Origin of the sequence: Shinella zoogloeoides (genome assembly GCF_033705735.1) — a bacterium.
In the GTDB taxonomy this organism is placed as follows: domain Bacteria; phylum Pseudomonadota; class Alphaproteobacteria; order Rhizobiales; family Rhizobiaceae; genus Shinella; species Shinella zoogloeoides_A.
Map to the genome: position 1 here is coordinate 1,607,410 of NZ_CP131130.1, position 26,288 is coordinate 1,633,697.

At 65.6% G+C, this 26,288-nt stretch carries 27 protein-coding genes; 15 read left to right on the top strand and 12 right to left on the bottom strand.

The window, feature by feature from the left end; translation table 11 throughout:
- The first annotated feature begins 20 nt into the window (after positions 1 to 20).
- On the top strand, positions 21 to 497 hold the full coding sequence (locus ShzoTeo12_RS08235; RefSeq protein ID WP_318912147.1) for a MarR family transcriptional regulator: 477 nt from the start codon (positions 21 to 23) through the stop codon (positions 495 to 497).
- On the opposite strand, the gene ShzoTeo12_RS08240 is transcribed toward ShzoTeo12_RS08235, so the two are convergent.
- The 4 genes from ShzoTeo12_RS08240 to ShzoTeo12_RS08255 form a co-directional block, all read right to left on the bottom strand.
- Complete coding sequence (locus ShzoTeo12_RS08240) at positions 494 to 1,705, bottom strand: low temperature requirement protein A (protein ID WP_318912148.1); 1,212 nt, start codon at positions 1,703 to 1,705, stop codon at positions 494 to 496. The genes ShzoTeo12_RS08235 and ShzoTeo12_RS08240 overlap by 4 nt on opposite strands.
- Positions 1,706 to 1,720: 15 nt before the next feature.
- Positions 1,721 to 2,287: a TMEM175 family protein gene (locus tag ShzoTeo12_RS08245; protein ID WP_119256182.1), complete on the bottom strand. Its 567-nt coding sequence runs from the start codon at positions 2,285 to 2,287 to the stop codon at positions 1,721 to 1,723.
- 71 nt (positions 2,288 to 2,358) lie between these two features.
- Positions 2,359 to 4,185, bottom strand: a complete 1,827-nt coding sequence (locus ShzoTeo12_RS08250) for a monovalent cation:proton antiporter-2 (CPA2) family protein (RefSeq protein ID WP_318912149.1) — start codon at positions 4,183 to 4,185, stop codon at positions 2,359 to 2,361.
- Positions 4,186 to 4,239: 54 nt separating this feature from the next.
- Positions 4,240 to 4,614 (bottom strand): DUF971 domain-containing protein, encoded by a 375-nt coding sequence (locus ShzoTeo12_RS08255; protein WP_318912151.1) that lies wholly within the window; start codon positions 4,612 to 4,614, stop codon positions 4,240 to 4,242.
- 200 nt (positions 4,615 to 4,814) lie between these two features.
- Between ShzoTeo12_RS08255 and moaA the strand changes: the two genes are divergently transcribed.
- A complete protein-coding gene (moaA, locus tag ShzoTeo12_RS08260) occupies positions 4,815 to 5,801 on the top strand; it encodes a GTP 3',8-cyclase MoaA (RefSeq protein WP_318912417.1) in 987 nt (328 codons plus the stop codon).
- Positions 5,802 to 5,820: 19 nt separating this feature from the next.
- Complete coding sequence (locus ShzoTeo12_RS08265) at positions 5,821 to 6,459, top strand: DUF1176 domain-containing protein (protein WP_318912152.1); 639 nt, start codon at positions 5,821 to 5,823, stop codon at positions 6,457 to 6,459.
- A 60-nt stretch (positions 6,460 to 6,519) separates the two neighbouring features.
- Here ShzoTeo12_RS08265 and ShzoTeo12_RS08270 read toward each other — a convergent pair whose 3' ends face one another.
- The gene (locus ShzoTeo12_RS08270) at positions 6,520 to 9,063 is read right to left on the bottom strand and encodes a methyl-accepting chemotaxis protein (protein ID WP_318912153.1); all 2,544 of its coding nucleotides are present in this window, start codon (positions 9,061 to 9,063) and stop codon (positions 6,520 to 6,522) included.
- Positions 9,064 to 9,418: 355 nt separating this feature from the next.
- Between ShzoTeo12_RS08270 and ShzoTeo12_RS08275 the strand changes: the two genes are divergently transcribed.
- Genes ShzoTeo12_RS08275 through mobB form a run of 3 tightly spaced genes read left to right on the top strand, consistent with a single transcriptional unit; the run spans position 9,419 to position 11,520 of the window.
- Positions 9,419 to 10,321, top strand: coding sequence for a DMT family transporter (locus ShzoTeo12_RS08275; protein WP_318912155.1), 903 nt, complete (start codon positions 9,419 to 9,421; stop codon positions 10,319 to 10,321).
- 57 nt (positions 10,322 to 10,378) lie between these two features.
- Positions 10,379 to 11,014 (top strand): molybdenum cofactor guanylyltransferase MobA, encoded by a 636-nt coding sequence (gene mobA, locus ShzoTeo12_RS08280; protein WP_318912156.1) that lies wholly within the window; start codon positions 10,379 to 10,381, stop codon positions 11,012 to 11,014.
- Positions 11,011 to 11,520 (top strand): molybdopterin-guanine dinucleotide biosynthesis protein B, encoded by a 510-nt coding sequence (mobB, locus tag ShzoTeo12_RS08285; protein ID WP_318912158.1) that lies wholly within the window; start codon positions 11,011 to 11,013, stop codon positions 11,518 to 11,520. The genes mobA and mobB overlap by 4 nt, the downstream gene beginning before the upstream one ends.
- Before the next feature lie 61 nt (positions 11,521 to 11,581).
- Here the strand turns inward: mobB and ShzoTeo12_RS08290 are convergent, their stop codons facing one another.
- A complete protein-coding gene (locus ShzoTeo12_RS08290) occupies positions 11,582 to 13,771 on the bottom strand; it encodes an OmpA family protein (RefSeq protein ID WP_318912160.1) in 2,190 nt (729 codons plus the stop codon).
- A 339-nt stretch (positions 13,772 to 14,110) separates the two neighbouring features.
- Here ShzoTeo12_RS08290 and ShzoTeo12_RS08295 point away from each other — a divergent pair, with 339 nt between their 5' ends.
- The 4 genes from ShzoTeo12_RS08295 (at position 14,111) to ShzoTeo12_RS08310 (ending at position 17,139) form a co-directional block, all read left to right on the top strand.
- A complete protein-coding gene (locus ShzoTeo12_RS08295) occupies positions 14,111 to 14,893 on the top strand; it encodes an ABC transporter substrate-binding protein (protein WP_119256173.1) in 783 nt (260 codons plus the stop codon).
- Positions 14,894 to 15,097: 204 nt separating this feature from the next.
- Positions 15,098 to 15,901: an ABC transporter permease gene (locus tag ShzoTeo12_RS08300; RefSeq protein WP_119256172.1), complete on the top strand. Its 804-nt coding sequence runs from the start codon at positions 15,098 to 15,100 to the stop codon at positions 15,899 to 15,901.
- Positions 15,898 to 16,728, top strand: coding sequence for an ABC transporter permease (locus tag ShzoTeo12_RS08305; protein WP_318912163.1), 831 nt, complete (start codon positions 15,898 to 15,900; stop codon positions 16,726 to 16,728). Before ShzoTeo12_RS08300 ends, ShzoTeo12_RS08305 begins: the two co-directional genes overlap by 4 nt.
- Before the next feature lie 144 nt (positions 16,729 to 16,872).
- Positions 16,873 to 17,139 carry an usg protein gene (locus ShzoTeo12_RS08310; RefSeq protein WP_119256170.1) on the top strand — a complete coding sequence of 89 codons (267 nt, stop codon included), beginning with the start codon at positions 16,873 to 16,875 and terminating at the stop codon, positions 17,137 to 17,139.
- A gap of 12 nt (positions 17,140 to 17,151) precedes the next feature.
- On the opposite strand, the gene ShzoTeo12_RS08315 is transcribed toward ShzoTeo12_RS08310, so the two are convergent.
- Positions 17,152 to 17,880 (bottom strand): DUF2270 domain-containing protein, encoded by a 729-nt coding sequence (locus ShzoTeo12_RS08315; RefSeq protein ID WP_318912164.1) that lies wholly within the window; start codon positions 17,878 to 17,880, stop codon positions 17,152 to 17,154.
- Positions 17,881 to 18,007: 127 nt separating this feature from the next.
- On the opposite strand from ShzoTeo12_RS08315, the gene ShzoTeo12_RS08320 reads away from it, so the two are divergent.
- The 3 genes from ShzoTeo12_RS08320 to ShzoTeo12_RS08330 all read left to right on the top strand — a co-directional run bounded on the left by ShzoTeo12_RS08320 (position 18,008) and on the right by ShzoTeo12_RS08330 (position 20,212).
- Complete coding sequence (locus ShzoTeo12_RS08320) at positions 18,008 to 18,823, top strand: methyltransferase (RefSeq protein WP_318912166.1); 816 nt, start codon at positions 18,008 to 18,010, stop codon at positions 18,821 to 18,823.
- A 143-nt stretch (positions 18,824 to 18,966) separates the two neighbouring features.
- A complete protein-coding gene (locus ShzoTeo12_RS08325; protein WP_119256167.1) occupies positions 18,967 to 19,839 on the top strand; it encodes an NAD(P)-dependent oxidoreductase in 873 nt (290 codons plus the stop codon).
- A 1-nt stretch (position 19,840) separates the two neighbouring features.
- Positions 19,841 to 20,212 carry a hypothetical protein gene (locus ShzoTeo12_RS08330; protein WP_318912167.1) on the top strand — a complete coding sequence of 124 codons (372 nt, stop codon included), beginning with the start codon at positions 19,841 to 19,843 and terminating at the stop codon, positions 20,210 to 20,212.
- A 7-nt stretch (positions 20,213 to 20,219) separates the two neighbouring features.
- On the opposite strand, the gene ShzoTeo12_RS08335 is transcribed toward ShzoTeo12_RS08330, so the two are convergent.
- The 3 genes from ShzoTeo12_RS08335 to ShzoTeo12_RS08345 all read right to left on the bottom strand — a co-directional run bounded on the left by ShzoTeo12_RS08335 (position 20,220) and on the right by ShzoTeo12_RS08345 (position 21,982).
- Positions 20,220 to 20,708, bottom strand: coding sequence for an Lrp/AsnC family transcriptional regulator (locus ShzoTeo12_RS08335; RefSeq protein ID WP_119256165.1), 489 nt, complete (start codon positions 20,706 to 20,708; stop codon positions 20,220 to 20,222).
- Positions 20,709 to 20,774: 66 nt separating this feature from the next.
- Positions 20,775 to 21,413, bottom strand: a complete 639-nt coding sequence (locus ShzoTeo12_RS08340) for a uracil-DNA glycosylase family protein (protein ID WP_318912168.1) — start codon at positions 21,411 to 21,413, stop codon at positions 20,775 to 20,777.
- Positions 21,413 to 21,982 (bottom strand): thermonuclease family protein, encoded by a 570-nt coding sequence (locus tag ShzoTeo12_RS08345; protein ID WP_318912169.1) that lies wholly within the window; start codon positions 21,980 to 21,982, stop codon positions 21,413 to 21,415. The genes ShzoTeo12_RS08340 and ShzoTeo12_RS08345 overlap by 1 nt, the downstream gene beginning before the upstream one ends.
- A 166-nt stretch (positions 21,983 to 22,148) precedes the next feature.
- On the opposite strand from ShzoTeo12_RS08345, the gene ShzoTeo12_RS08350 reads away from it, so the two are divergent.
- Positions 22,149 to 23,684 (top strand): HAMP domain-containing sensor histidine kinase, encoded by a 1,536-nt coding sequence (locus ShzoTeo12_RS08350; protein ID WP_318912170.1) that lies wholly within the window; start codon positions 22,149 to 22,151, stop codon positions 23,682 to 23,684.
- 14 nt (positions 23,685 to 23,698) lie between these two features.
- On the opposite strand, the gene ShzoTeo12_RS08355 is transcribed toward ShzoTeo12_RS08350, so the two are convergent.
- On the bottom strand, positions 23,699 to 24,076 hold the full coding sequence (locus ShzoTeo12_RS08355) for a diacylglycerol kinase (RefSeq protein WP_318912172.1): 378 nt from the start codon (positions 24,074 to 24,076) through the stop codon (positions 23,699 to 23,701).
- A 96-nt stretch (positions 24,077 to 24,172) separates the two neighbouring features.
- On the bottom strand, positions 24,173 to 25,189 hold the full coding sequence (gene cobT, locus ShzoTeo12_RS08360) for a nicotinate-nucleotide--dimethylbenzimidazole phosphoribosyltransferase (protein WP_318912173.1): 1,017 nt from the start codon (positions 25,187 to 25,189) through the stop codon (positions 24,173 to 24,175).
- Positions 25,190 to 25,449: 260 nt separating this feature from the next.
- On the opposite strand from cobT, the gene ShzoTeo12_RS08365 reads away from it, so the two are divergent.
- Positions 25,450 to 26,283, top strand: coding sequence for an adenosylcobinamide-GDP ribazoletransferase (locus ShzoTeo12_RS08365; protein WP_413251125.1), 834 nt, complete (start codon positions 25,450 to 25,452; stop codon positions 26,281 to 26,283).
- The last annotated feature ends 5 nt before the right edge of the window (positions 26,284 to 26,288 follow it).

Consider the following 26,288-nt stretch of genomic DNA (forward strand, 5'->3'; position numbering starts at 1 on the left):
CTGAACAATAAAGTACAACCATGAACGAAAATCAAGCCTTCCCCTGGGATCATCCGCGCTTTCGCAGCTGGATCGGCGTGGCGCGCGCCTGCCAGCTCATGCAGCAGGCGATGACAAGGGCAATCGCGGACCTCGGCATCAAGACGCCGCATCTCGATATCCTGATCAATCTCTACCGCTTCGACGGCATTTCCCAGCAGGAGCTGGCCCGCAAGCTTCTGGTCGGCCGCTCGAACATGAGCATGCTGCTGCCGCAGCTCGAAAAGCGCGGCCTGATCGTCCGCCGGCCCGACACGAAGGACAAGCGCATCCTGCGCCTTTCGCTGACGGAAGCCGGCCGCAAGCTCACCATGGAAGCCATGGCCATCCAGACGGGAATGATCGAGAAGATCATGTCGCAGACGCCCGCCGACCGCTGCCTCCAGGTCGCCGAGGCGATGGAGGACATCATCCGCATTCTCCAGACGATGGAGACGGAAACGGACGCCGGAGACTAGACGGCGGCGACGTCGTCCGCGCGGGTCGACCGCAGCGACAGGAACTCCCAGACGGCGACGCCGAACAGCACCGCGCCGGCCGCCATGAAGAGCTGGTAGGGTTCTACGACCGGCACGACCAGCGACAACGCCAGCAGCGCGCCGATGCCGACGAGATGCGACAGCGGCGAGCGCCCGCGGATCGCCGCCTTGAACCAGATATTGCCGAGCAGGAAGACGACCGGCCCGCCGATGATGGCGCTCGCCGTCCTGAAATCGAGATGGCCGTGCGGATGGGCGAGAGCGAACTCCTCCGCCACCGCCGAAAGGATGATGCCGGCGACGATCGGGATATGGGCATAGGTGAAGGCCATGCGCGCGATGCGGCCGGGCGTTGCCGAATGCTCGATGAGATGCGCCGCCTCGCCATGGCCGAAGCGGAAGTAGATCCACCACATGGTCGCCGTCGAGACGAAGGCCGCGGCCAGCATGAAGATGGTGAAGCCGTCGAGCAGTTCCATGCCGGCAACCGTGCGGCCGGTCACGAGGATGGTCTCGCCGAGGCAGATGATGACGAAGAGCGCGCAACGCTCGGCCATGTGCTCGCCCGACACCTGCCAGTCGCTCACCGACGAACGCCCGAGGCCGGGCACGGCAAAGCCGAGCGCCGGCGAGACATATTCGACGCCGAGCGCGACCAGCCAGAGCGCCAGCCGCGCCTCGTGCTCGACGAAGGCGCCGGCCAGCCAGAACACGGCGGAAAACACCGTCCAGGCGGTGATGCGGGTGAAGTTGCGGCTGTTCTCCGGCCAGTCCCCCCGCATCGCGAAGGCGGTGAAGGCCGAGCGACCGACCTGCATGGTGACATAGGTCAGCGCGAACAGCAGCCCGCCCTCGCCGAAGGCGGTCGGAATGGCGATAGAGAGCATCAGGCCGAGGAACATCAGCACGAAGAGCAGCACGCGCACCGGCGTCTTGTCCGGGTCGAGCCAGTTCGTCGCCCAGGTCGTGTAGATCCACACCCACCAGACCGCCAGCAACAGCATGCCCGCCTCGACGAGGCCAAGCGGCGAATAATGTGCGGCGAGCGTATGGGAAAGCTGGATGATCGTCAGCACGAAGACGAGATCGAAGAAGAGCTCGGCAAAGGCGACCTTGCCTTCCTGCGCGGTGCCGCGCGCCCGCAGGCTCGCGGAATGGGCGAAGCGTTCGTCATTCTGCGCCGTCATGGCGGGTTTCCTCGGTTAGAGCTTTTCGAGACGACGGTCCGGCACCACCCAGAGCAGCGCGACGGCGGCGTAGATGAGGTGCGAGATCGTCGGAGAAACGAAGGCGAGCAGGATCGCGGCGAGATAGAAGAGAGGCGAAAAGCGTCCCTTGAAGTCGGTCCCGAGGGCGCGCTTTACACGCTCGGGATCGGGATGAACCGCAACGATTCGTATCTGCAGGATGGCATAGGCGATGGCCGACAGCAGGAGGATCGCGCCGTAGAGCGCGGTCGGCAGCGCCGCGGAGGGATTGTTGCCCATCCAGGCGGTGACGAAGGGAATGAGCGACATCCAGAAAAGCAGATGCATGTTCGCCCAGAGCACGCTGCCGCTGGCATTGTCACATACCGTCAGCAGGTGATGGTGGTTGTTCCAGTAGATCCCCACATAGACGAAGCTCAGGATATAGCCGAGAAAGACCGGCATCAGCGGCAGCAGCGCCGCGAAGGTCGGTTCCTTAGGAACCGTGAGCTGCAGCACCATGATCGTGATGATGATGGCGATCACGCCATCACTGAAGGCTTCCAGACGTCCCTTGTTCATGCGCGCTCCCTATCCGTTCTCATTAGAGATGCCGCATGTTGCGCTGAGTCGCTACAGAAGATTGCGTAACGTCAATTCGCCTCTTCCTCGGCGTGGCGCTGGCGCTCCTCTTCCGCCGCCGCCCGCACCCTGCCGGTGCGCGCAGCCACGATATCGGCGGGCTGGGCATTGCCACGGATGAGCTGGCGGCCCGCATAGATGCCGCCGACCGTCTCGAGGGAGAAGCGCTCGCGGTCCGTGTCGCGGAATTCCTCGACCACCTCGCCCGCCAGTTCCTCGTCCTCGCCGAGCGCCTTCAGCGTCTCGCGGCTGAAGATCATGGCGGATTCGAAGGTCTCGCGGATCTGGAAGTCGACCCCCGCATGGACGAGGTCGATCGCGTGGCCGCGGTCATAGGCGCGGGCAAGCAGGGGCACGAGCGGGAACTCCTCCTTCACCACCTCGGCGATCTTCACCGCCGCCTCCTTGTCGTCGACGCAGATGAGGATCGCTTTCGCCGTCGCCGCGCCCGCCGCATGCAGGATGTCGATGCGCGAGCCGTCGCCGTAATAGACCTTGAAGCCGAATTCCGAGGCATCGCGCACGAATTCCGCGTCCTTGTCGATCAGCGAGAGCGTATAGCCACGGGCAAGCAGCGGCTGGCTGACGATCTGGCCGAACCGGCCGAAGCCGATCATCAGCACCGTGCCCTCGACATTTTCCGGCAGCGTCAGACCCTCGATGGAGGGCTGGCTTTTCGGCACCAGCCGGTCGTGCAGCATGACGAAGAGCGGCGTCAGCACCATGGAGATGATGATGGTCGCCGTCAGGATGGCGTTCTGCTCGCCGTTGAGGATGCCGGCGGAGACGGCGGCGGCATAGAGCACGAAGGCGAACTCGCCGCCCTGCGCCATCAGTACCGCCCGCTCCAGGCTTTCGCTGTGGCAGGTGCCGACGAGGCGCGCCACGACGTAGATCAGCACCGTCTTGGCCACCATGTAGCCGGCGACGCTCGCCACCACGAGCGTCCAGTTGGCGGCGATGACCGAAAGGTCGATCGCCATGCCGACGCCGAGGAAGAACAGGCCGAGCAGGATGCCGCGGAACGGCTCGATATCCGCTTCGAGCTGGTGGCGGAAGGACGATTCGGAGAGCAGCACGCCGGCAAGGAAGGCCCCCATGGCCATGGAAAGGCCCGAGAGCTGCATGGCGAGCGCCGAGCCGAGCACCACGAGCAATGCCGCCGCCGTCATCACCTCGCGCGCACCAGATGCCGCCAGCACCCGGAAGAGCGGGTTCAAGAGGTACCGTCCGGCCAGCACCAGCGCGACGACCGCGCCGATGGCGATGGCGAACGACAGCCAGCGGTCGGATGCATCCGCCGCCGCTGCACCCGTGCCGAGCAGCGCGACGATGGCGAGCAGCGGCACGATAGCAAGGTCCTCGAAGAGCAGGATCGCGATGATGCGCTGCCCCTTGAGCGTGGAGAGCGTGCCCCTCTCCTGCAGCATCTGCATGACGATGGCGGTGGAGGTGAGCACGAAGCCGGTGCCGGCGACGAAGGAGGGAATGAGCGGGAAGCCGAAGGCAAGCCCGATCCCGGTGAGCGCCGCCATGGCGCCGAGCACCTGGAACGTGCCGAGGCCGAAAATGTCCTTGCGCATGCCCCAGAGCCGCGAGGGCTGCATTTCAAGGCCGATGATGAAGAGGAACATCACCACGCCGAGTTCGGCGACATGGATGATCGCCTGCGGATCGGAGAAGAAGCCGAGGCCGAACGGACCGATGGCAAGGCCCGCCGCCAGATAGCCGAGCACCGAGCCGAGGCCGATCTTCTTGAAGACCGGCACGGCGGCGACGCCCGCCGCCAGGAGCACGACAACCTGGGTGAGATCGTTTGCGTTCGTTTCTGCTGCCAAAGGCGTCTCCCGACGGGATTGGAATGGACGCTACCTTCGGCAGGCAGTCCAAGTTTATCGCGGCTTCTCGGAAATATCGCGGCTCATGCCCTTCTCCGCAAGCTCGCGCTCGTAATCGGCAAAGAGCCCGGCGCCCTTTTCCCCGAGTTCCCGGAGATAGGACCACGTATAGATGCCGGTATCGTGAAAGTCGTCGAAGCCGATGCGGACGGCGTAATTGCCGGTCGGCGTCATGGAGATGATCGCGACATTGCGCTTGCCGGGCACCGTCACCTTCTGCCCCGGCCCGTGGCCCTGCACTTCCGCCGACGGCGAGAGCACACGCAGGAGCTCAGCGGAGAGATCGAAGCTCGCGCCGTCGTTGAAGGTGACGACGAGGCGCTGGCGGTCCTTGGAGACGCGCAGCTCGGTCGGCCAGAGGTCGCTCATGCCTGATCCCTTTCCATTCGATTTCGCGAAGGACTATGCCGCAAGCCGGGGATGCGCAAGGCTGAAAATGCTGTCATAATCGCCACATTGGCTTGACGGCACGCGCCCCGCGCACGACATGTCGATAAAGGAGATGTGGTTTGAATTCGCATGCAGGACCCTGGAACGGCGCGAACGCGGTCGCGCAATCCGAAGCGCCGATGATCGACCCCTTCGGGCGGGCGATCACCTATCTGCGCGTCTCGGTCACCGACCGCTGCGATTTCCGCTGTACCTACTGCATGGCGGAGAACATGACCTTCCTGCCGAAGAAGGATCTCCTTACGCTGGAAGAGCTGGAGCGGCTCTGTTCCGCCTTCATCGCCAAGGGCGTGCGCAAGCTGCGCCTGACCGGCGGCGAGCCGCTGGTGCGCAAGAACATCATGCATCTGGTGCGCGGGCTCGGCGCCCATGTCCATGCCGGCCGCCTCGACGAGCTGACGCTGACGACGAACGGCTCGCAGCTTGCAAGGCATGCCGCCGAGCTTGCCGATTGCGGCGTGCGCCGCATCAACGTCTCGCTCGACACGCTCGACGCGGAAAAGTTCAGGACCATCACCCGCTGGGGCGAGCTTTCCAAGGTCATGGAGGGCATCGACGCGGCGCAGGCCGCGGGCCTCAGGATCAAGATCAACGCCGTGGCGCTGAAGGACTTCAACGACCGCGAAATCCCCGACCTGATGCGCTGGGCGCACGGCCGCGGCATGGACCTCACCCTCATCGAGACCATGCCGATGGGCGAGATCGAGGAGGATCGCACGGACCGCTACCTGCCGCTCTCGCAAATGCGCGCCCGGCTCGCCGAAGAATTCACCCTCACCGAAAACGCCTACCGCACCGGCGGCCCGGCGCGCTACGTGACGGTGGAGGAGACCGGCGGCCGCCTCGGCTTCATCACGCCGATGACGCACAATTTCTGCGAAAGCTGCAACCGCGTCCGGCTCACCTGCACCGGCACGCTCTATATGTGCCTCGGCCAGAACGATGCGGCCGATCTTCGCCTGCCGCTGCGCGCCTCCGAGGACGACGCCCTGCTCTCGCAGGCGATCGACGAGGCGATCGGCCGCAAGCCGAAGGGCCACGATTTCATCATCGATCGCCGCAACCGCCCGGCCGTCGCCCGTCACATGAGCGTTACCGGCGGCTGATCGCCGGAACGGAGGCTTGGTGAAACGTCTTCTAGCAGCCCTCCTCTGCACCGCCCTTCCCGCGCCCGGCGCCACCGCCGACCGCCCGGCCGGCATCGCCGCCGCCGAGGCCATCGCCAAAGCGGCTCTCGGCGAGAATTGCGACATGAACGGCATGGAGGAGGTTCCGATGGCCGGGCCCGAGGCGGAAGGCTTCGCCCATTCCGTCTACCGCTTCTCCTACAAGCCCGCCTACGACCCCGACGGTGAGGATGTTCAGGCCGAACTCTACCTGCTCTTCTGCGGCTCCGGCGCCTACAATATCCGCAATGCCGTCGTGCTGAAGACGAGTAACGACGACACGCCGAAGCTCATCGCCTTCGCCATGCCCGACGTCGACTACAGCTATACGGACGACAACCGGAACAGGCTGAAGGCCGAGCCGACCGTGCGCGGTTTCCGCGCAACGCCGCTTCTGGTGAACGCCGGTTTCGACGAGAAGAGCCGGACCATCAACAGCCATACCGCATGGCGCGGCATCGGCGATGCCTGGGACAGCGGTGAATGGACATTCCGCAGCGGCGATTTCGTGCTGATCCGCTTCGAATTCGACCCCACCTATGGCGACCCTCTGCCGGACGTTCCGGAAAGCTATGTCGTCTACGAGGCGGGCAGGTAGGGCCGACGTGAAAACGGCCGGGCTTCCGCCCGGCCCGCCTCCAACCGAAAGTTTTTGCCCTCAGGCCGCGTGATACCGGCCGTAGCCGTCGTCCTGCCGCAGGTCGAGGTCGCGGGTCTTGAAGTGGTCGATCTTCTCGTTGAGGGTCTGCACGCGCCGGCGCAGGCCGTGGATCTCGGCGGTATTCTCCTCCACCATCGCGGCGTTCTGCTGCGTGATGAGCTCGACCTGGTGCACCGCCTGGTTCACCTCGTTGATGCCTTCATACTGTGCCGCGGCGGCAGCCTCGATCTTGCCGACGAGCGTATGGATCGAGGAGATGTGCTCGTTGATGACGGTCAGCGCCTCGCCCGTCTCGGTGACCAGCGCGACGCCGTTTCGGACCTGCGCCGAGCTGTCGGAGATGAGGCCCTTGATCTCGCGGGCAGCACCCGCGCAGCGCTGGGCAAGCTCGCGCACCTCCTGCGCGACGACGGCGAAGCCGCGCCCCGCCTCGCCCGCCCGCGCGGCCTCGACGCCCGCATTAAGGGCGAGCAGGTTCGTCTGGAAGGCGATCTCGTCGATGACGCCGATGATCGTGCCGATCTTCTCCGAGGAGCGGTTGATCTCGCCCATGGCGTCGACCGCCTTGGCTACGACCTCGCCGGAGCGCCGGGCATAGCTGTGCGTCTCGTCGACGGAAACGGCGGTCTGCTGCGCGCTTTCGGCCGTCGAGCGGACGATGTCGGTGAGCTGGCGGAGCGCCCGGGAGCTCTCCTCCAGCGCCGCCGCCTGCTGCTCGGTGCGGCGGGCGAGGTCGTCGGCGGAAGCGGCAAGGTTGCCGGCGCCGCCGTTGATCTCCATCGTCGTCGCGCGAACGTCCGAAAGCGTGGCGCGCAGCGCCTCGACCGCATTGTTGTAGGTGCGGGCCATGGCGACATATTCGGCGGCCAGCGCCTCCGTCATGCTCTCCTCGAGATTGCCGGCGGCAAGCTGGCCGAGCACGTCGGACAGCGCCGTCAGCGCCTCGGTCTGCTCCGCCTCGATGCGGGCGCGCTCGCTGGCGCGGCGGGCCTCTTCCTCCGCGGTGAGTTGGCGCTGGGCTTCGGCCTCCTGCTCCAGCCGGATGTTCTCAAGCGCCGCATCGCGGAAGACGGCGACCGAGCGCACCATGTCGCCGATCTCGTCGCCGCGGTTGCGCCCGTCGATGCTGATATCGAGGTCGCCGCTGGCGAGCCGCGACATGGCCTCGGTGACGCGCTTCAGCGGACCGCGCAGGGTTTCCACCAGCATCAGGCCGCCGATGATGGCGAGCAGCGTGCCCGCGACCATGGCGATGATGGAGACATTGGCCGAGCGCTGGCTGTCCTTCTTGCCGGCTTCCTGCGCGCTGGAGACGAACTGCTCGAGCGTCTGGCTGGCATCGGCGACCGAGGCATAGGCGGCAACACGCGCCGCCTGCCACTTCTCGCCGACGGAGATGAGATCCTGCGTGCCCTTCTTGATCTTGGCGAGCGAGGGGGCGAGCTTTTCGGCAAGGTCGCGCAATGCGGCATTCTTCGCGCCGAGTTCGGCAAGCTTGCCAGCGCTTTCGGAAACCGCCTTCACGTCCACCAGCACGGCGTCGCGGCTCGCCTGGTCGAGCTTGCGGTGCAGCTCGCTGATATGCAGGCGGGTCTCGTCGATGCCCTTGAACGTATCGCCCATCAGCGCGATCAGCGTCTTCAGGAGGGCGATCTCGGCATCCATGCCGACGAAACGCTTGGCGGCGGTGTCGGAGTTCTTGCCGGCCTCCTTCACGAAATCCGCATCGAATTTCGAAAGCCGCGTCAGAACCGGCACGAATTTCGTCTTCTTCGTCTCGGCATCGTCGCCGGCGGCGAGAATTTCCTTGATGGCGACGATCTCGGCCTCGAGCGGCTTGATCTGCTCCAGCGCCTTGGCCGAGGCGATCGCCTTGGATTCGTCGAGCTGCTTGAGGAGCGGTGGCAGATAGGTCTCGGCCGCCTTCACCTTGTCCTCGGCCTTCATCGCCAGCGCGACGGGCTTGCGGAACTTGCCGATGCGCTCGGCAAGGCCCTGATAGGCGGCGGCGTCGAAAAGCAGCGCCTTGGCGAAGGCTTCCTTCTCGCCCGATTCGCCACGGATGACGCCGATCTGCTTTTCGGCGAATTCGCCGTCGCGCGTCATGGCGGCAAGCGCGCCTTCGAGGTCAGCCGTCACGGCGTTGCGTTCCTGGTCGATGGCCCAGAGCGTCTCGCTCTGGCTGCGCATGGTCGCGGCAAGCGCGACGACGGAAGCGATCTTCGCCTTTTCCGCCGCGTCGGGCAGAAGCGCGTCGAGATCGTGGATCCCGGCCTCCTGCTCGTCGATCCGCGCGCCCAGCGCATCGCGCGTTTCCTGGCCCGGCCGGTCGACGAAATCCTGAAGCCCGGTGCGCAGGTTCTGGAAATGCGACAGGCTGTTGATCGTCTCACGCGTCACGGTCATGTGGCCGTTGAGCGTGCTTGCGGTGAAATAGCCGACGAGACCGATGCCCGCGATCAGGGCGACGAGAGGAATGACGAAGAGCAGCACCTTCGTGACGATGCGACGCTGCTGCAGCAGGCGGTCGATGAATGACATGGATTCCCCAATATGTTCTTCTTATGAGAGCCAAGATTTCCCAGGGTGCCTCAAAGCCGAAGCGGCCGCTCGACTCGTTGCCGAGCCCGGCCGTTCTCCTCGCTGTCAGGGCTTCGGCCGATCTTCCACCAGGCGGCGCGCCCTCACCCGTCGCATCATGCGATCGCTCATCGGGATCACGCAACGATAGGTGGGGAAGCTTAATGAAACCCTTCGGCGGGAGGGCAGCAATTCAGGCGCAAGCCGCACGGAAACCGGACTTTGCATCCTCTTTTGCCGTTACCCCTGATTGTTCCGGTCGATAAGCTGCGCCATTCGGCCTATGACAAGACGACAGAGGCTCGGAATCATCCGCATGAACACTTCCGGAAACGCACGGGGCGCGCTCTACATGGTCATCGCCATGGCCGCCTTCACCTGCAACGACGCCCTCGTCAAATCCGTCACCCATGTCATGAATACCGGCCAAATCCTCTTCGTGCGCGGGCTGATGACCAGCGCGCTGGTCCTCCTGATCGCATGGAGCATGAGCGCGCTCGGCTCCTGGCGGATCGTGTTGCAGCCGGCCGTGGCGCTGCGCCTTGCGGCGGAGATATTCGCCTCGCTCACCTATATCTCGGCTCTCGGCGCCATGCCGCTCGCCAATACGTCCGCCATCCTCCAGTCCCTGCCGCTCGCCGTCACGCTGGGCGCGGCGCTGTTCCTCGGCGAGACGGTCGGCTGGCGGCGCTGGCTTGCCATCGCCGCGGGCTTTGCCGGCGTGCTGGTCGTCATCCGGCCGGGCCCGGAGGGCTTTTCCATGGCGGCGATCTACGCCATCGGCTCGGTGGTCGGCGCCGCCGCGCGCGATCTTTCCACCCGCAGGATCCGCAGCGACGTGCCCTCCATCTTCATCAGCGCCGTGACGGCCGTCGCCATCACGCTGTTTGGCGGGGCGCTCGTCGTGCCGATGGGCGGTTGGCAGCCGATGCCGCCCGATGTCCTGGCGCGGCTGGCGGCGGCGAGCGTGCTGCTTCTCGTCGGCTACCAGACAATCGTCAGCGCCATGCGCGTCGGCGAGATCTCCTTCATCGCGCCCTTCCGCTATACCAGCCTCGTCTGGGCCATCGCCATCGGCTTCCTGTTCTTCGCCGAACTGCCCGACGCCTGGATGACGGTCGGCATTACGATCATCGTCGCCTCCGGCCTCTACACCTTCTACCGCGAGAACCGGCGGCGGTCCGACGCGGCCGAAGCGCAAATCCCCGTGGCATCCTGAACACTTGCGGGCAAAGCCCGCAGGGCCTAGATCGGATAAAGGAAAGGCGGGGAGGAAATGGCACTGAGCGAGACGATACCGGGCGTGATCCTGGCCGGCGGCCTGTCGTCCCGCATGGGGCAGGACAAGGCGCGCATCCGGCTCGGCGGACTCTCGCTGATCGATCGCGCCGCCCGGCGGCTGCGCCCGCAAGTCTCCGCCCTCGCCGTCAATGCCAACGGCCCCGTGCTTTTCGAGGAAGGCGGGGAACTGCCGGTCTTCGCCGATCTCGACGCCTCCCGCTCCGGCCCGCTCGGCGGCGTGCTCGCCGCCCTCGACCATGCAAGGCGCTTCCATCCCGAAGCGAGCCACGTCGCGACCGTGCCGACGGACAGCCCTTTCTTCCCCGCCGATCTCGTCGCGCGCCTCGCTGAAGCCGTCGACAGGCCGGAGCGCATCGTCGCCGCCAGCTCGGCAAGCGGCCCTCATCCGGTTTTCGCCCTCTGGCCCGTCGCGCTGATGGACGATCTTGCCGCCTGGCTGGCCGGCGGTGGCGCGCTTCGGGTGCGCAGCTACCTGGAGCGCCACCAGGCGCGGGAGGTCGCCTTCCCGGCGGTCGAGACCCCGCGCGGCGCCTTCGACCCCTTCTTCAACATCAATACGCCGGACGATCTCGATGCGGCGGAAAACTGGCTCTGGATACTGGAACGATGACGCGACCGAAAATCTTCGGCATTGCCGGCTGGAAGAATTCCGGCAAGACCGGCCTTGCCGTCCGCCTTGTGAGCGAACTCGTCGCCCGCGGCTACCGCGTCTCGACCATCAAGCACGCTCACCATGACTTCGACATCGACAAGGTCGGCGCCGACAGCTACCGCCACCGACAGGCCGGCGCCCATGAGGTCACCATCGTCTCCGGCACGCGCTATGCCATCATGCACGAGCTGCGCGGCGCGCCGGAACCCTCCTTCGAGGAGATCCTCGCCCGCCTCGCCCCCTGCGACCTCGTGCTGATCGAGGGCTACAAGCGCGAGCCGATCCCGAAGATCGAGGCACGCCGGCTGGACGCGGCCAACCGCACGCCGCTCGCCCCGGAAGATCCCCATATCGCCGCCATCGCCGCCGACCATCCGGTCCCGGATGCGGCGCTGCCCGTCTTCAACCTCGACGACACGAAGGCCATCGCCGATTTTGTCATCCGCCTCACCGGCCTTGCCTGACCGCCGGACATGAAAAAGGCCGCGGGATTTCTCCCGCGGCCTTCTCCGTTCATGCCTGCGATCAGTTCTGCGCGACCGGACGGACCAGCGTCGTGACGCGACGGATGGTGACGCGGCGGTTCTGCTGTTCTGCGGACTGGGTGCGAACCTTCAGGAAGCGTTCGCCATAGCCCTGCGTCTGCAGGTTTTCCGGCGGGATGCCATAGACGTCGGTGAGCAGGCTCGCGACGGATTCGGCGCGTTCGTCGGAGAGGATGAGGTTCGACTTGTCCGAACCCACCGCATCCGTATGGCCTTCGATGAGGAAGGTCTCGCCCGCATCCTTGTCCAGCACCTTCTGCATGGCGTCGGCGACCTTGCGCAAGGTACGGGCCTGCGACATCGGCACTTCGGCGCTGCCGGTGGCGAAGGTGATCGTATCGAGGTCGATACGGCGCACCTTGTCGCGCAGGCGGGCCGAGTGCTTCACCTCGTCGATCGTGTAGACGCGCTCGACGCGCTCGACCGGCGGCTCGGCGAGGAAGTCGTAATAGTCGCGGTCCGGATCGCTGGACGTGTCGATGATGTAGTCGCGAACCGGAATGCGCAAGCGCATCGGCGGCAGCTCGTAGCCGACATCGACGAAATCGGGCCGCGGCGCATCGTCGCCGAGGTCGGGCGCATAGACGAGGATGTGCTCGTCGCCGTCGCGGCCGATGCGCGAACGCTGGATGATGTCGCCGTAGCGGTTGTAGATCGTCACCAGCCGCACGCCGCCCGGACGCACGATGGTTTCACGGACACGGCCGCGCGCGAGGTTGTCGTAATAGACCTCTTCCGAATCGTGCCGCAGGCGTTCCCGGTCATCGCCACGCACGACGAGCTGGTTGCCGATCGACAGAACCATGCGGTTGTCGACCTTCTCCACCACGTTCACATGCGTGACATTGTTGTTCACCGTGTTGTTGTTGACGGTGTTGTTCACGACCGTGTTGTTGATCACGGTATTGTTGATGACATTGGTCGTCTGCGGGACTTCGAAGACAGGCGCGGCGTCGAGGCGCTCGCCCTTTTCCTTGATCGCGGCGTCGATTCGCTGCGGCAGGGCCTCACGCACCTCGTCCGAGATGGGAGCCTGAGCCGAGACGTCAGATTCCGGCATGGGAGCCGCCTCTTCCTCGGCACGCAGTTCCTCGCGCTTCTTGCGGCGCTGGTCGCGGCTCTTCTGGCCGCCGGCATTGTCGGCGTCCTTGTCGCTGTCCAGCACGGCGGCACCGTTTTCGACCGGCAGGACGACGGTTTCGTCGGTCTTGCTCGGGTCAGCGGCGATTTCCTGCTTCTGCTCCTCGGAAAGGGTCTCGACGACGGCCGGAGCCTTCTTCTCGCCGGATGCCTCGCCGCCCTCGGCGGTGGCCGGCTGCTGTTCCGCGTCCATCGGCTGTTCGGCGGTCGAAGGCTGCCCTTCCGTTTCGGCAGGCGTGCCCTCGCCGGTCATTGCCGGCTGTTCCTCGGTCGGCTGCTGCCCTTCGGTCTGCTGCTGCTCCTGCTGGTGCCGCTTCTTGCCCTTGCGTTCCTTCTGCGAGGGCTGCTGCTCCTCGGCCGGCTGGGCGCTTTCCTCACCGGCCTTCTGCTCCTCGGCCTGACGCGGGGTGTCCGCATTCTGCTCTTCGGCGGGCTGCTGCTCCTCGGTCTGCTGCTGCTCCTGCTGCTGCTGGTGCTTCTTGCCCTTGCGCTCCTTCTTCGGGCGCTGCTGCTCTTCTTCGGCAGGCTGGGCGCTTTCCTCGGCAGCGCGCTGCTGATCCTCAGCCTGACGCTGGGTGTCCTCACCGACCGCGTTCTGCTCCTCGGCAGGCTGCTGCTCTTCGCTCTGCTGTTCCTGCTGGTGCCGCTTCTTGCCCTTGCGCTCCTTCTGGGTGCGGGGCTGCTCTTCCTCGGCGGCCGGCTGGGCACTTTCCTCGGCGGCCTTCTGCTCCTCGGCCTGACGCTGGGCTTCCTGTTCGGCCGCGCGCTGCTGATCCTCGGCAGCCTTCTGCTGTTCCTCGGCCTGACGCTGCTGCTCTTCAGCCTGACGCTGTTGTTCCTCTGCCTGGCGCTGTTCCTCCTGCTGCTGCTTCAGCAGCAGTTCGTCCTCGCTCGGCTGGCCTTCATCGGAGCTTTCCTGAGCAACCTCGAAGGGCTTCGACAGGGCATCGGCCAGCGAGGGCGTGGCGATCAGCGATGCCGAAAGCAGCGGAAGCGCCACGGTTGCAAAAAGTCTTGAGCGAAAAGTCATCGTTCTGTCCTCACGGTGTCCCGTCTGTTGTTTCGAGAGCGACCGGCCGGCTTCTGCGGCCGGTCGGCAAATCGCCGTTGTCCTGAAAAGGCGTAATCAGAGGCGCCTGAATGCCCGCTGAACAACCTCCTGTTGACCGGCGAGATAGGTCGCGCCTTCCGCCGAACCAGAGGCGGGCGCAGAAATTGTCGGGGAAACGGGGCGGAATGACGGCGGAAAACCAGTTGATTTTTTGGCGAAAACGGGTCGATTATCCGGCCCAAGCGGGCAGTCCTGCCCGCTGGACTTAAGGCCCGGACAAAAAGAAGAACCCGAGCGCCTTCAACTGAGAGGATTAAAATGCGTATTTCCAAACGTTTCACGCTGGCAGCCTCCGCCGCCGTCATCGCGCTGTTCGCCTCGTCTGCCGCGATGGCGGAGGGCGAGAAGATCGTGATCGCCACGGAAGGCGCCTACCCGCCCTTCAACAATCTCGAATCCGACGGCACGCTGACCGGCTTCGACGTCGACATCGCCAAGGCCCTCTGCGAGGAGATGAAGGCGGACTGCACCTTCGTCACGCAGGACTGGGACGGCATGATCCCCGCGCTGATCGCAAAGAAGTTCGACGCGATCTTCGCCTCCATGTCGATCACCGACGAGCGCAAGGAAAAGGTCGACTTCTCCAAGAAGTACTACAACACGCCGCCGGCCATCGTCGTGCCGAAGGATTCCGACATCAAGGACGCCTCGGCCGAATCGCTTGCCGGCAAGACGCTCGGCGCACAGGGTTCCACGACCCACGCCAACTATGCCGAAGCGCATATGAAGGATGCCGAGCTCAAGCTCTACCCCACGGCTGACGAATACAAGCTCGACATCGCCAACGGCCGTATCGATGCGGCCATCGACGACGTCGTGATTCTCTCCGAATGGCTGAAGACCGAAGACGGCGCCTGCTGCAAGCTGCTCGGCACCCTGCCGGTCGATCCCGTCATCAACGGCAACGGCGTGGGCGCGGCCGTGCGCAAGGGCGATCCGCTCGCCGACAAGTTCACGGCGGCGATCGCCGCGATCCGCGCCAACGGCAAGTACCAGGAAATCAACGCCAAGTACTTCCCGTTCGACGTCTACGGTGAGTGATAGGCAACATCTTTCTCTTCATGCGGGTTTTTTCTGACCCCATCACGAGAATGCAGCGGCGGGAGGGCTTGCTCTCCTGCCGTATTTGTTTGAGAAGTCGAGGATAGACGGGGTTTCGCGACCGAAACGGCGTCGCTACGAACAAAAGACGGGGCGTGGAAAACGCCTTAAAGACAAGCGCAAAGCGCATCGGGGGATTTTGGCATGAGCGGGTTCTTCACCGCCATTGTCGAGGCGGTATACGCGTTTTTCGGGATCATAGATCCTCTCTGCGGGCCGGTCGGCATCTTCAAACTGTTCGCGGGTAACACGCTGCTGGCATGCGGCGATGCCGGCTGGGGCGACGAAATCGCCTTCGGCTTCCTGGTCACCGGAGCGCTTGCCGTCGCCACCCTGCCCGTCGGTCTCGCCATGGGCTTCTTCATCGCGCTTGCCAAGCAGTCGGAAGAAAAGTCGCTGCGCCTCGCGGCAGACATCTACACCACGCTCTTCCGCGGCCTGCCGGAACTGCTGACGCTGTTCATCGTCTATTACGGCCTGCAGATCCTCGTGCAGAACCTCATGACCGCCATCGGTTATCAGGGCACGGTCGAGATCAACGCCTTCGCCGCCGGCATGGTGGCGCTCGGCGTCGTCTTCTCCGCCTATTGCTCGGAAGTGCTGCTCTCGGCCTTCAAGGCCATTCCGCGCGGCCAGTACGAGGCAGGCTATGCGCTCGGCCTGCATCACGGACGCACCATGCAGCTCATCGTCCTGCCGCAGCTCATCCGCGTCGCCCTGCCCGGCCTCGGCAATCTCTGGATGGCACTGCTCAAGGATACCGCCCTCGTCTCGGTCGTCGGCCTTCCCGATATCCTGCGCCAGACCAGCGTCGCCGCACGCGTGACCAAGCAGGCCTTCGAGTTCTACGCCATCGCCTGCCTGCTCTTCCTCATCCTCGCCTTCCTCTCCTCGCTGATCTTCTCGTGGATCGAGAGCTGGGCCAAGCGTTCGGAGGCCGCGCGATGAGCCACGTCACCACCCTCCTGCCGCCGCAGGCCCCGCCCCCGGCGCCGCCCAAGCCCTTCACCGCCGGCCGCTTCTTCGGCAACGTCTTCCTCGGCGTCTGGCTGGCGCTCACCGTCGGCATCTTCATGATGATGGTCGAGGGCTGGGATCCGGAGAAATTCACCAAATACGGCCCGAACTACATTTCCGGCCTCGGCGTGACGCTGCTGCTCGTCAGCCTTTCCATCGTGCTCGGCGGCCTGCTCTCGCTGCCCATCGCCTTCGCGCGCATGTCGAAGAACAAGGCCCTGTCCTGGCTCGCCTATGGCTATGTCTACTTCTTCCGCGGCACGCCGCTGCTGACGCAGCTCTTCCTCGTCTATTACGGCCTCGGCAGCTTCTCGGCCGAGCTGAAGGCCTGGGGGCTCTGGTGGTTCTTCCGCGATGCGTGGAACTGCGCGCTGCTGACCTTCACCCTCAACACCGCCGCCTACCAGGCCGAGATCCTGCGCGGGGCGATCGAGAGCGTCGCGCGCGGCCAGCACGAGGGCGCCGCCGCCCTCGGCCTGCCGAAGAAGGTCGCCTTCTTCAAGGTCATCCTGCCGCAGGCGCTCATCGTGGCGCTGCGCCCCTACGGCAACGAGATCATTCTGATGATCAAGGGCTCGGCCATCGTCGCCATCGTCACGGTTTTCGACCTGATGGGCGAGACCCGCCGCGCTTTCTCGCGCACCTTCGACTACCAGGCCTATCTCTGGGCGGCGCTGCTCTACCTCATCATCGTGGAGCTGCTGCGCAATGTCTGGGCCTGGCTGGAAGCCCGCCTGACGCGCCACCTCAAGCGCTGAACATCTTGGCAGCACTCGATGATGAGCGCTGCCAAGATTTTGTTTTCACGGAATTATTCCCGTTACGACGCAGATTTTAAGGTCCGGTTAATCATGCCGGCGCACACTCATAAGGACCATCATTCGCAAGCAATGAGGTCCGTTATGACCGACGACATGGCACTGCAACTCAGGGGCTACGGCATGACCACGGCCCAGATCCTCTACCGCATGCCGGACCACCGGCAGTTCCTGCAAACTTACATCTGGCAGCACTACGATCTCGCCCCGGATTTCCCGGAGATGAAGAGCTTCCTGAAATTCTGGCAGGAGAAGCTGGACGGCCCCATCCACTCTGTCAGCTACGTCCACCGCCGCCTGATCTCGGCGACGGAATGGCGCGCGCTGAAGGGAGAATTCGTCATCAACTGAAGCGGTCTGCGCTCAGACATGCACCGAACCGTGCGCCAGCTCGCTGTCGGACATATCCACCTTGAGCGAGAAATAGGCGATGGCGACGTAGAAGATCATCACCAGCGCGATCACCACGCCGCCGGGCACCGGCCCGAGCGCCGCATTGCCCACCACATGCTCGACGGCGAGCGACATGTCCCGGCCCGCCGTCGCCGGCCGCTGCAGGGCCGAGGACGAGATCTTCAGCCCCCAGGCAAGCAGCAGGATGAGATACATCCAGCAATAGTTGCGCCGCAGCCGCCGGCACGCGGCATCCCGGTAGCTGATCAAGAATTCCGGCTTGCGCAGGCTCTTTGCGATGGGCGCCGCCCAGTCGAGGGCGAGCTGGTCGCGCGGATTGAGGATTTCGGCGAAATAGAACCGCTCGAGCTGGCGCACCCGCGCCCGGTAGACGTCGAAGAAGCGGTAGCGCCGCGCCTCGATAAGGAGCAGCAGCGTCACCAGCAGCATGGCGAAGAGCAGCACGCCGTGATGCGCGTTGGGCGTCGACAGCGACACCGAAAGCAGCGCCGCGACCACCGTGATCGCCCAGTTCGAGGTCCGGTCGATGCGGTCGCGCCAGCCGGCCATGCGGCCGAGCTCGCCACGGTAGTAGTGCACCATGGTGTTGATCGTCTCCATCGGCGTCGACGGCAGGCCCGGACTGGCGGAACGCTTGGCATCGGTGGAGAGCGACGTGAGGGGCATATCGGCGGGCATGTCATTCCTCCCAATGGTCTTTTTGGTCTTGGGAGCGATCATGCGCCTCTTTCGTTGATTGATAAATGCTTATTTGCCCGCGCATCCTTCATTGCCAAAGCCCGCACCGGACCGTAAGAGACGCCGCATGAAGAAGATCGACGAAGACGCGCTCGCGGAAGCCTACAACCGCGCCCTTTCGCTGGAGAAGTCCGGCGATTTCGACGCCGCCGCGAAGGCCTATGCCGAGGTGCTGGCGCTCGACCCGGAAGACCATGGCGGAGCGGCCGTGCGCCTTGCCTCGATGGGCCGCGGCGATACGCCCGAAAAGGCGCCCGACGCCTATGTCACCACGCTCTTCGACCAGCATGCCGAGGTCTTCGACAACGTCCTCGTCGACCAGCTCGGCTATTGCGTGCCGCTCCTCGTGCGCCAGCGCTTCCAGGCGCTAGAGCTCGGACCGTTCAAGCGCGTCCTGGACCTCGGCTGCGGTACGGGCCTCACCGGCGGGGCACTGCGCGATATGGCCGAGGACATCACCGGCGTCGACCTCTCGGAGAACATGGTCGAGGTCGCCCACGACAAGGACCTCTACGAGACGCTCTATGTCGCCGAGGCCGTCGATTTCCTCGACGACAACGAGGACGAGCCCTTCGATCTCATCACCGCGACCGACGTGCTGCCCTATCTCGGCGCGCTGGAGCCGCTGTTCTTCGGTGCCGCCGAGAATCTCGTGCCGGGCGGCCATTTCATCTTCTCCTCCGAGACGCTGCCCGAAGACACCTTCGCCGGCCGCCCCTTCATGGTCGGCCCGCACCAGCGCTTCGCCCATTCCGCCGGCTATGTCCGCCAGCGCCTCGACGAAACCGGCTTCGACCTCGTCGAGATCACGGACATCACCGTGCGCCTGGAGGAAGGCGAACCCATTGCCGGCCATCTGGTGCTGGCGAAATATCGCGGCTGACCGGAAGGTTTTCGCGGATGATGGATCCTCGGGTCGAGCCCGAGGATCCATCCACGCCCGCACCATCACCTTTTGCGAGAAACACTTTCGCCGAAATCGATCATCCGCTACACCACCTGCCAGCAATTGCAGGAGGTTACGACATGGCAAAGGTTGCATTCATCGGTCTCGGCGTCATGGGCTATCCCATGGCAGGCCATCTGAAGGTCAAGGGAGGCCATGAGGTGGCGGTCTACAACCGCACCTTCGCCAAGGCGGAGAAATGGGCGGCCGAATTCGGCGGCAAGGCGTTCCGCACGCCGGCGGAAGCGGCGAAGGACGCCGATTTCGTCTTCACCTGCGTCGGCAACGACGACGACCTGCGCTCGGTGACGATCGGCAAGGACGGCGTCCTCGAAGGCATGAAGCCGGGCGCGATCCTCATCGACAACACCACTGCCTCCGCCGAAGTCGCCCGCGAGCTCGACGCCGCCGCGAAGGAAAAGGGCTGCGGCTTCATCGACGCCCCCGTCTCCGGCGGCCAGGCCGGCGCCGAGAATGGCGTGCTCACCGTCATGTGCGGCGGCGACGAGGCGACCTTCGAAAAGGCCCGGCCCGTCATCGACGCCTATGCCCGCATGGTCGGCCTGATGGGCCCGGCCGGCGCCGGCCAGCTCACCAAGATGATCAACCAGATCTGCATCGCCGGCCTCGTGCAGGGCCTCGCCGAGGGCATCCACTTCGGCAAGAAGGCCGGCCTCGACATCGAGAAAGTCGTGGAGGTGATCTCCAAGGGCGCCGCCGGCTCCTGGCAGATGGAGAACCGCCACAAGACGATGAACGCCGGCAAGTACGATTTCGGGTTCGCCATCGACTGGATGCGCAAGGACCTCGACATCGTGCTGTCCGAAGCCCGCCGCAACGGCGCCAAGCTGCCCGTCACCGCCCTCGTCGACCAGTTCTACGGCGACGTGCAGGACATGGGCGGCAACCGCTGGGACACGTCTTCCCTGCTGGCGCGGCTCGAAAGGAAATAGGGTGCTGCGCCGCACAGCCCTCGTCGCTTTGGCCGCCCTCGCCCTCTCCGCACCGGCGAGGGCCGAGGACGCGACGGCGGCGCTGGCCACGACGCTGCACCGGCAGATCGCCCGGTGCTGGTCGCTCCCGGCCGATACGCCGGTCGATGCTACGGTGCGCGTGAAGGTCTCGCTGACCGAATCCGGTGAACTCGACGGGTCGCCGACGATCGATGGCCCCGTCGCCGGTGGTCCGGCGACGAAGGCTTTTGCCGCGAGCGCGGTGCGCGCCGTCGTCCGCTGCGCCCCCTTCAAGGGATTGGCCGAGCTTGCGCCCTATGCGACGTGGAAGACGCTTCTCGTCACCTTCAGGCCGCCGCCGGACGACCTGTGAGCGATGCCTATTCCTCGCCGCTCTTCTGGTTGTCCACGGCCATGTAGTCGAGCGGAAGCTCGGTCGTGTACTTGATCTGCTCCATGGCGAAGGCGGAGGAGACGTCGCGGATCTCGATGCGGGCGATCATGCGCTTGTAGAAGGCGTCATAGGCCGCGATGTCGGGCACGACGACGCGCAGCAGGTAATCCACCTCGCCGCTCATGCGGTAGAACTCGACGACTTCCGGGAACTCGACGATCACCTCGGAGAAGCGCTTCAGCCATTCCGTCGAATGCGAATTGGTGCGGATCGAGACGAAGACGGTGACCTTGGTGTTGATCTTGACGGGATCGAGCAGCGCGACGCGCTTGCGGATCACGCCGTCCTCTTCCATCTTCTGGATGCGCCGCCAGCAGGGCGTGGTGGAAAGCCCCACCTTCTTGGCGAGGTCCGCCACCGCGAGCGTTGAATCTTCCTGTAGCAGGCGCAGGATCTTGCGGTCCAGACGGTCCATTGTGTCCCCCTATGAAAATTAATTCCCTCATACACCCAAATAAGGCCGGATGGGAAGAATTACATTTCAACCCGCCAGCGTTTTCACCCGCTTTCGCAGCTCGGGCAGCACCTCTTCCTCGAACCAGGGATTGCGCTTGAGCCAGGCCGTGTTGCGCCAGCTCGGATGCGGCAGCGGCAGCACGGCCGGCCCCGCGTTGCGGTGGAGATGCCGACGCCAGTCGCGCACCGTCTCCGTCATGCTGGCGGCCTTCGCCGCGCCGAGATGCCAGGACTGCGCATACTGGCCGATTGCCAGCACCAGCTCGACCTGCGGCATGGCCGCCATCGCGCGCGAGCGCCACAGCGGCGCGCATTCCCGCCGCGGCGGCAGGTCGCTGCCATGAGCGTCGTAGCCGGGAAAGCAGAAGCCCATCGGCACGATGGCGAATTTCCGCGGATCGTAGAAATCCTCGCGGGTGACGCCCATCCAGCTGCGCAGCCGGTCGCCCGATGCGTCGTTGAACGGCAGGCCGCTTTCGTGCACCCGCAGCCCCGGCGCCTGCCCGGCGATCAGGATGCGGGCGCTTTCGGAAAGCACCGCGACCGGCCGCGGCTCGTGCGGCAGCGGATTGCCGGCCTTCGCGGGCGTGTCGCGACAGAGCCGACAGGCCGCAATGGCGGCGGCAAGCGCCGCCAGATCGCGTTCCCGTCCGTCTGCGTCCATCAGTTCAGTCCCAATGCTTCCAGAATATCGCCGAACAGGCCGGGCTCTGCCATATGCCGTCCCTCCTGCGGCCGACCGTTCATCCGCCGCCACTCCTGTGGAACGTCGAACTGCGAGCCCCAGAGCCCCTTGCGCTCGGCCTTGGCGAGCCGCTCCTCGCCCTCATAACCACCATAGGCGACGGCAAGCCCCTCCCGCACCATGCGCTCGCCGAGATCGGCGCCGTCGGCGCCGGTGCAGCGCGCCAGCCATCGCTCGTACTTGTCAGTGGCCTGCGTGCGGCAGGTGATCGGCCCGGCGCGCAGCATCTCCGCCATGCGCGAGCGCGCGGCAACGCCGCAGCGCCATTCCGCGCCGTCCCTTTTGCACATCTGCATGAGCTCCGGCGCATCGAAACCGAGGAGGCGGATGCGATGGCCCTCCAGCGTCAGCGTGTCGCCGTCCGCCGCCCGCGCCGTGCCGGTGATCGTCCCGCCGCTCTCGCCGCCGACCCGCAAGACGACCAGCGCCGTCAGCGCCAGAAACGCAACCGCCACGCCGACATCGCGTCCCCGCCTGGAAAGTCCCATGGACCGTATTCCTATCCTGATTCCCGACATCGGTCCTATGCCGGAACATGGCCGAACGCATGTCACGGAAAATGCCGAAATGGTTCGCAAATGGTTTATGCGCGGCAGCATCTTCTTAAGGATTCCACCCTAGAATTCAATGCTGTCCGCAACAGTTGCAACCGTGATGAGTACCGGCGTCAGTACCTCGACCGACAAGATCATCGTCGACAAGTCGCGCAGCCATCGTAACAAGGCTGTCTCGCGGGCTGTCCGCGCGACTCGCGAGCGGTTGCAGACGGCAACGGGCAATTCGCCGGGCTTCGACCGCGAGATGATGCAGCTCCACATCAGCGCGACCGTGCAGGGCGCGCTCGCCATCCCGGTCGTCGTGGTGCTGATCGCGGCCGGCGGCATCTACCTCACGCAGGAGATCGGCCTTCTCGCCTGGGCCGTCTTGGCGCTCAGCGTCCACGCCATCGGCATGCTCGTCGCGCGCCGCGCACGCCGGCACGACATCACCGGCGAGAACGTGCGCCGCTGGCAGCGCCGCTTCCTTCTCGCGCAGGTCCTCATGGGCCTTGCCTGGGCGACCTTCGCGCTGCAGACCTGCGGACGCTGCTCCGGCGTCGCCTTCGATTTCTACAAGGGCTCCTCGCTGCTGGTGGCGCTCGCCGTCACCGCCATGAGCACGCTCATGCTGCGCCATGCGATTCTGTGTGCCTTCATGCCCACGGTCATCGCGCTGTCGGCCTCCTCGCTGCTGCGCCCCGATCCCTCGACCGTCGGCATGACGGCCATCGTCGCCGCCGCCCTCGCCTTCCTCGTCTTCATGACGCACCGCCTGCGCCACACCAGCGCGCAGCTCCTCTCCTCGCAATCGGAGAAGGACGACCTCATCGCCGAGCTGGAGGTCGCCAAGTCCATGTCCGACGAGGCGCGCCGCCGCGCCGAGGAGGCGAACCTTGCGAAATCCCGCTTCCTCGCCTCCATGTCACATGAGCTGCGCACCCCGCTCAACGCCATCCTCGGCTTCTCCGAGGTCATGTCGACGGAAGTGCTCGGGCCGCTCAACAACCCGGTCTACAAGGAATACACCTCCGACATCCACCGCTCCGGCCAGCACCTGCTCAACCTCATCAACGAGATCCTCGACCTCTCGCGCATCGAGGCGGGCAAGTACGACCTCGCGGAGGATTCGGTGGCGCTCGTCGATATCGCCGAGGATTGCATCGGCATGGTGCAGCTGCGCGCCCGCGCCAAGAACATCACCATCTCCGAGCAGGTCGAGAGCGGCATGCCGGCGGTCTGGGCGGACGAGAAGGCGCTGCGCCAGGTCATCCTGAACCTCCTGTCGAACGCCGTGAAGTTCACGCCGCAGGGCGGCGAAGTCGTCGTCAAGGCCGGCTGGACGGCCGGCGGCGGCCAGTATGTCTCCATCAGGGACAACGGCCCCGGCATCCCGGAAGACGAGATTCCCGTGGTCCTCTCCGCCTTCGGCCAGGGCTCCATCGCCATCAAGAGCGCCGAACAGGGCACCGGCCTCGGCCTGCCCATCGTCCAGGCGATCCTCGCCAAGCACAACGGCGAATTCATCCTGAAATCCCGGCTGCGAGAGGGCACCGAGGCCATCGCCATCCTGCCTGCCAAGCGCGTCCTCCAGAGCCTGCCCGCCGTCAGCGAGACCCAGCCCGTCACCCCGCGCAGGAAGAGCTTCGCCTGAGGCGTCGGCCAGGTTCAGATGAACTGGGACACCACCACATACCCGGCATAGCCGGCATTGGCGATGATGAGGCAGAAGACGGCGAAGGAGCCGAGGTCCTTCGAATGCTTGCCCATCTCGGAAATCTCCGGCGACACCCGGTCGACGATTTCCTCGATGGCGGTGTTGAGCGCCTCGAAGGCGACCATCAGCAGGAAGAGGATCGCCATCGCCACATACTGGAAGAACGACGCGCCGACGACGGCGAAGATCGCCATGGCGACGACGAAGGCGATCAGCTCGTGCCGGAAGGCCGATTCGCCGAGCAGGCGGCGCGCGCCGGCCGCCGAATAGCTCGCCGCCGCGAACAGGTGGCTGATGCCCGTCTTCTTCTCGATTGGTGCCTGACCCATTCCGATATCCCGCTCTCACCGTGCCTGCAGCATACCCTTGGGACGGGCATGCGGGGCTCTCAATTCACGCCATTGGGGCTTTTTGCCGGCGATGCGCTACGAACGGTTGCTGACGCCCGCCTGAACGAAGGTCGCCATGCCGGAATGGCAGGCCGCGGCCGCCTTGACGATGCCGGCGGCAAGCGCCGCGCCGGTGCCCTCGCCAAGCCGCATGCCGAGCGCCAGCAGCGGCGTCTTGCCGAGCTTCTCGATGGCCTTCATGTGCCCCGGCTCGCCCGAGACGTGGCCGATCAGGCAATGGTCGAGCGCCGAGGGATTGGCCGCGCGCAGGATCGCGCCCGCCGCCGTCGCGACATAGCCGTCGATGATGACGGGAATCTTCTGCATGCGGGCGGCGAGGATCGCGCCGGCCATCGCCGCGATCTCGCGCCCGCCGAGGCGGCGCAACACTTCGAGCGGATCGGAAAGATGCGCGCGGTGCAGCTCCACCGCCCTCTTCACCACCGCGATCTTGCGCTGGAGCAGTTCGCCCTCCGAACCCGCACCGGGGCCGACCCATTCCTCCGCCGTGCCGCCGTAGAGCGCGAGGTTGATGGCCGCCGCGATCGTCGTGTTGCCAATGCCCATCTCGCCGATGCACAGGAGGTCCGTGCCGCCGGCGACGGCCTCCATGCCGAAGGCCATGGTGGCGGCGCAGTCGCGCTCGGAGAGCGCGGCTTCCTCGGTGATGTCGGCAGTCGGATAGTCGAGCGCGAGGTCGAAGACCTTGAGGCCGAGATCGTGCGTCACGCAGATCTGGTTGATCGCCGCGCCGCCGGCCGCGAAATTCTCCACCATCTGCGCCGTGACGGTGGACGGATAGGGCGTGATGCCCTGTTTGGTGACGCCGTGATTGCCGGCGAAGATGGCGACGAGCGGACGCGTGACGGCCGGCGGACGGCCGGTCCAGGCGGCGAGCCAGAAGGCGATCTCCTCCAGCCGGCCGAGCGCGCCCGGCGGCTTCGTGAGCTGCGAATCGCGTTCGCGCGCCGCGACCAGCGCCGCCGAATCCGGACCGGGCAGGTTACGCAGCAATTCACGAAAATCATCGAACGGCAGGCCACTGGCACTCATCTTGGGGAATTCCTCGCTTCAGGCTTTCAAAGGCGGGTGTTTGGTGTCTCCTAATAGAGCGAGGGCGCGAATCCGACAACCGCAATTGCGGCGGTCTGAGCCGCCCTTTCGTCACAGGGCAACCGGATGCGAAGGTGCAGCCGCGCGAAAAGCCCCTCACCTGCCTGTCGGCACCCCCCCCCGCAAGCGGGCCGAGGAACGATAGGCGCGCCGTTCCGCCTCCTTCTCCCCGCCTGCGGGGAAAAGGTCCCGGCAGGGGGATGAGGGGCAATCGCCGGCTTCGCCGTCGCTCCCAGGAAGGAGCGCTCGCCTTGGCCATCCACGACTTCATCGACGACACGGCACGCTCGGTCGCCTTCCTCTCGCGCGTGCCGGTGCCGCAGCGCCATTTCACCGGCCATGACGGCCGCCTGTCGCGGGCCGTTCGCGCCTTTCCGCTGGCCGGCGTGCTGATCGCCCTGCCGGCGGCGGCCCTTGCCGCCGTGCTTTCCGCCATCCATGCTCCGCCCGCGCTGCTGGCCTTCGCCGCCCTCGCCCTACAGGTGCTCGTCACCGGCGCGCTGCATGAAGACGGGCTTTCCGACAGCGCCGACGGCATCGGCGGCGGGCGGGACCGCGACAGCGCGCTGGCGATCATGAAGGACAGCCGCGTCGGCTCCTACGGCGCCGTGGCGCTCATCCTCTCCTTCGGCCTGCGCTCTTCCGCCATCGCCGCGCTTGCGACGGTGCTCACGCCCTCCGGCCTCGGCATGGCGCTGCTTGCGGTCGCCGCCGCCAGCCGAACCGCCATGGTCTGGCACTGGTCGCTGCTGCCGCCCGCCCGCCGCGACGGCGTCGCCGCCTCCGTCGGCGAACCGGACGGCAGCGCCACCATCTTCGCGCTGGCAAGCGGCATCGCGATCGCCACGCTCCTCCTCCTGCCGCACGGCACGGTCCTCGCGCTGCTCCTCGCGCTCGCCGCCGCCGTCGCCGCCGTGCTGGTCTTCAACCGTATCACCGGCCGCAAGATCGGCGGACATACGGGCGACACGATCGGCGCGACCCAGCAGCTCGCGGAAATGTCAGTGCTCTTCGCCCTTGCCCTGGCGCTCTGAGCCGC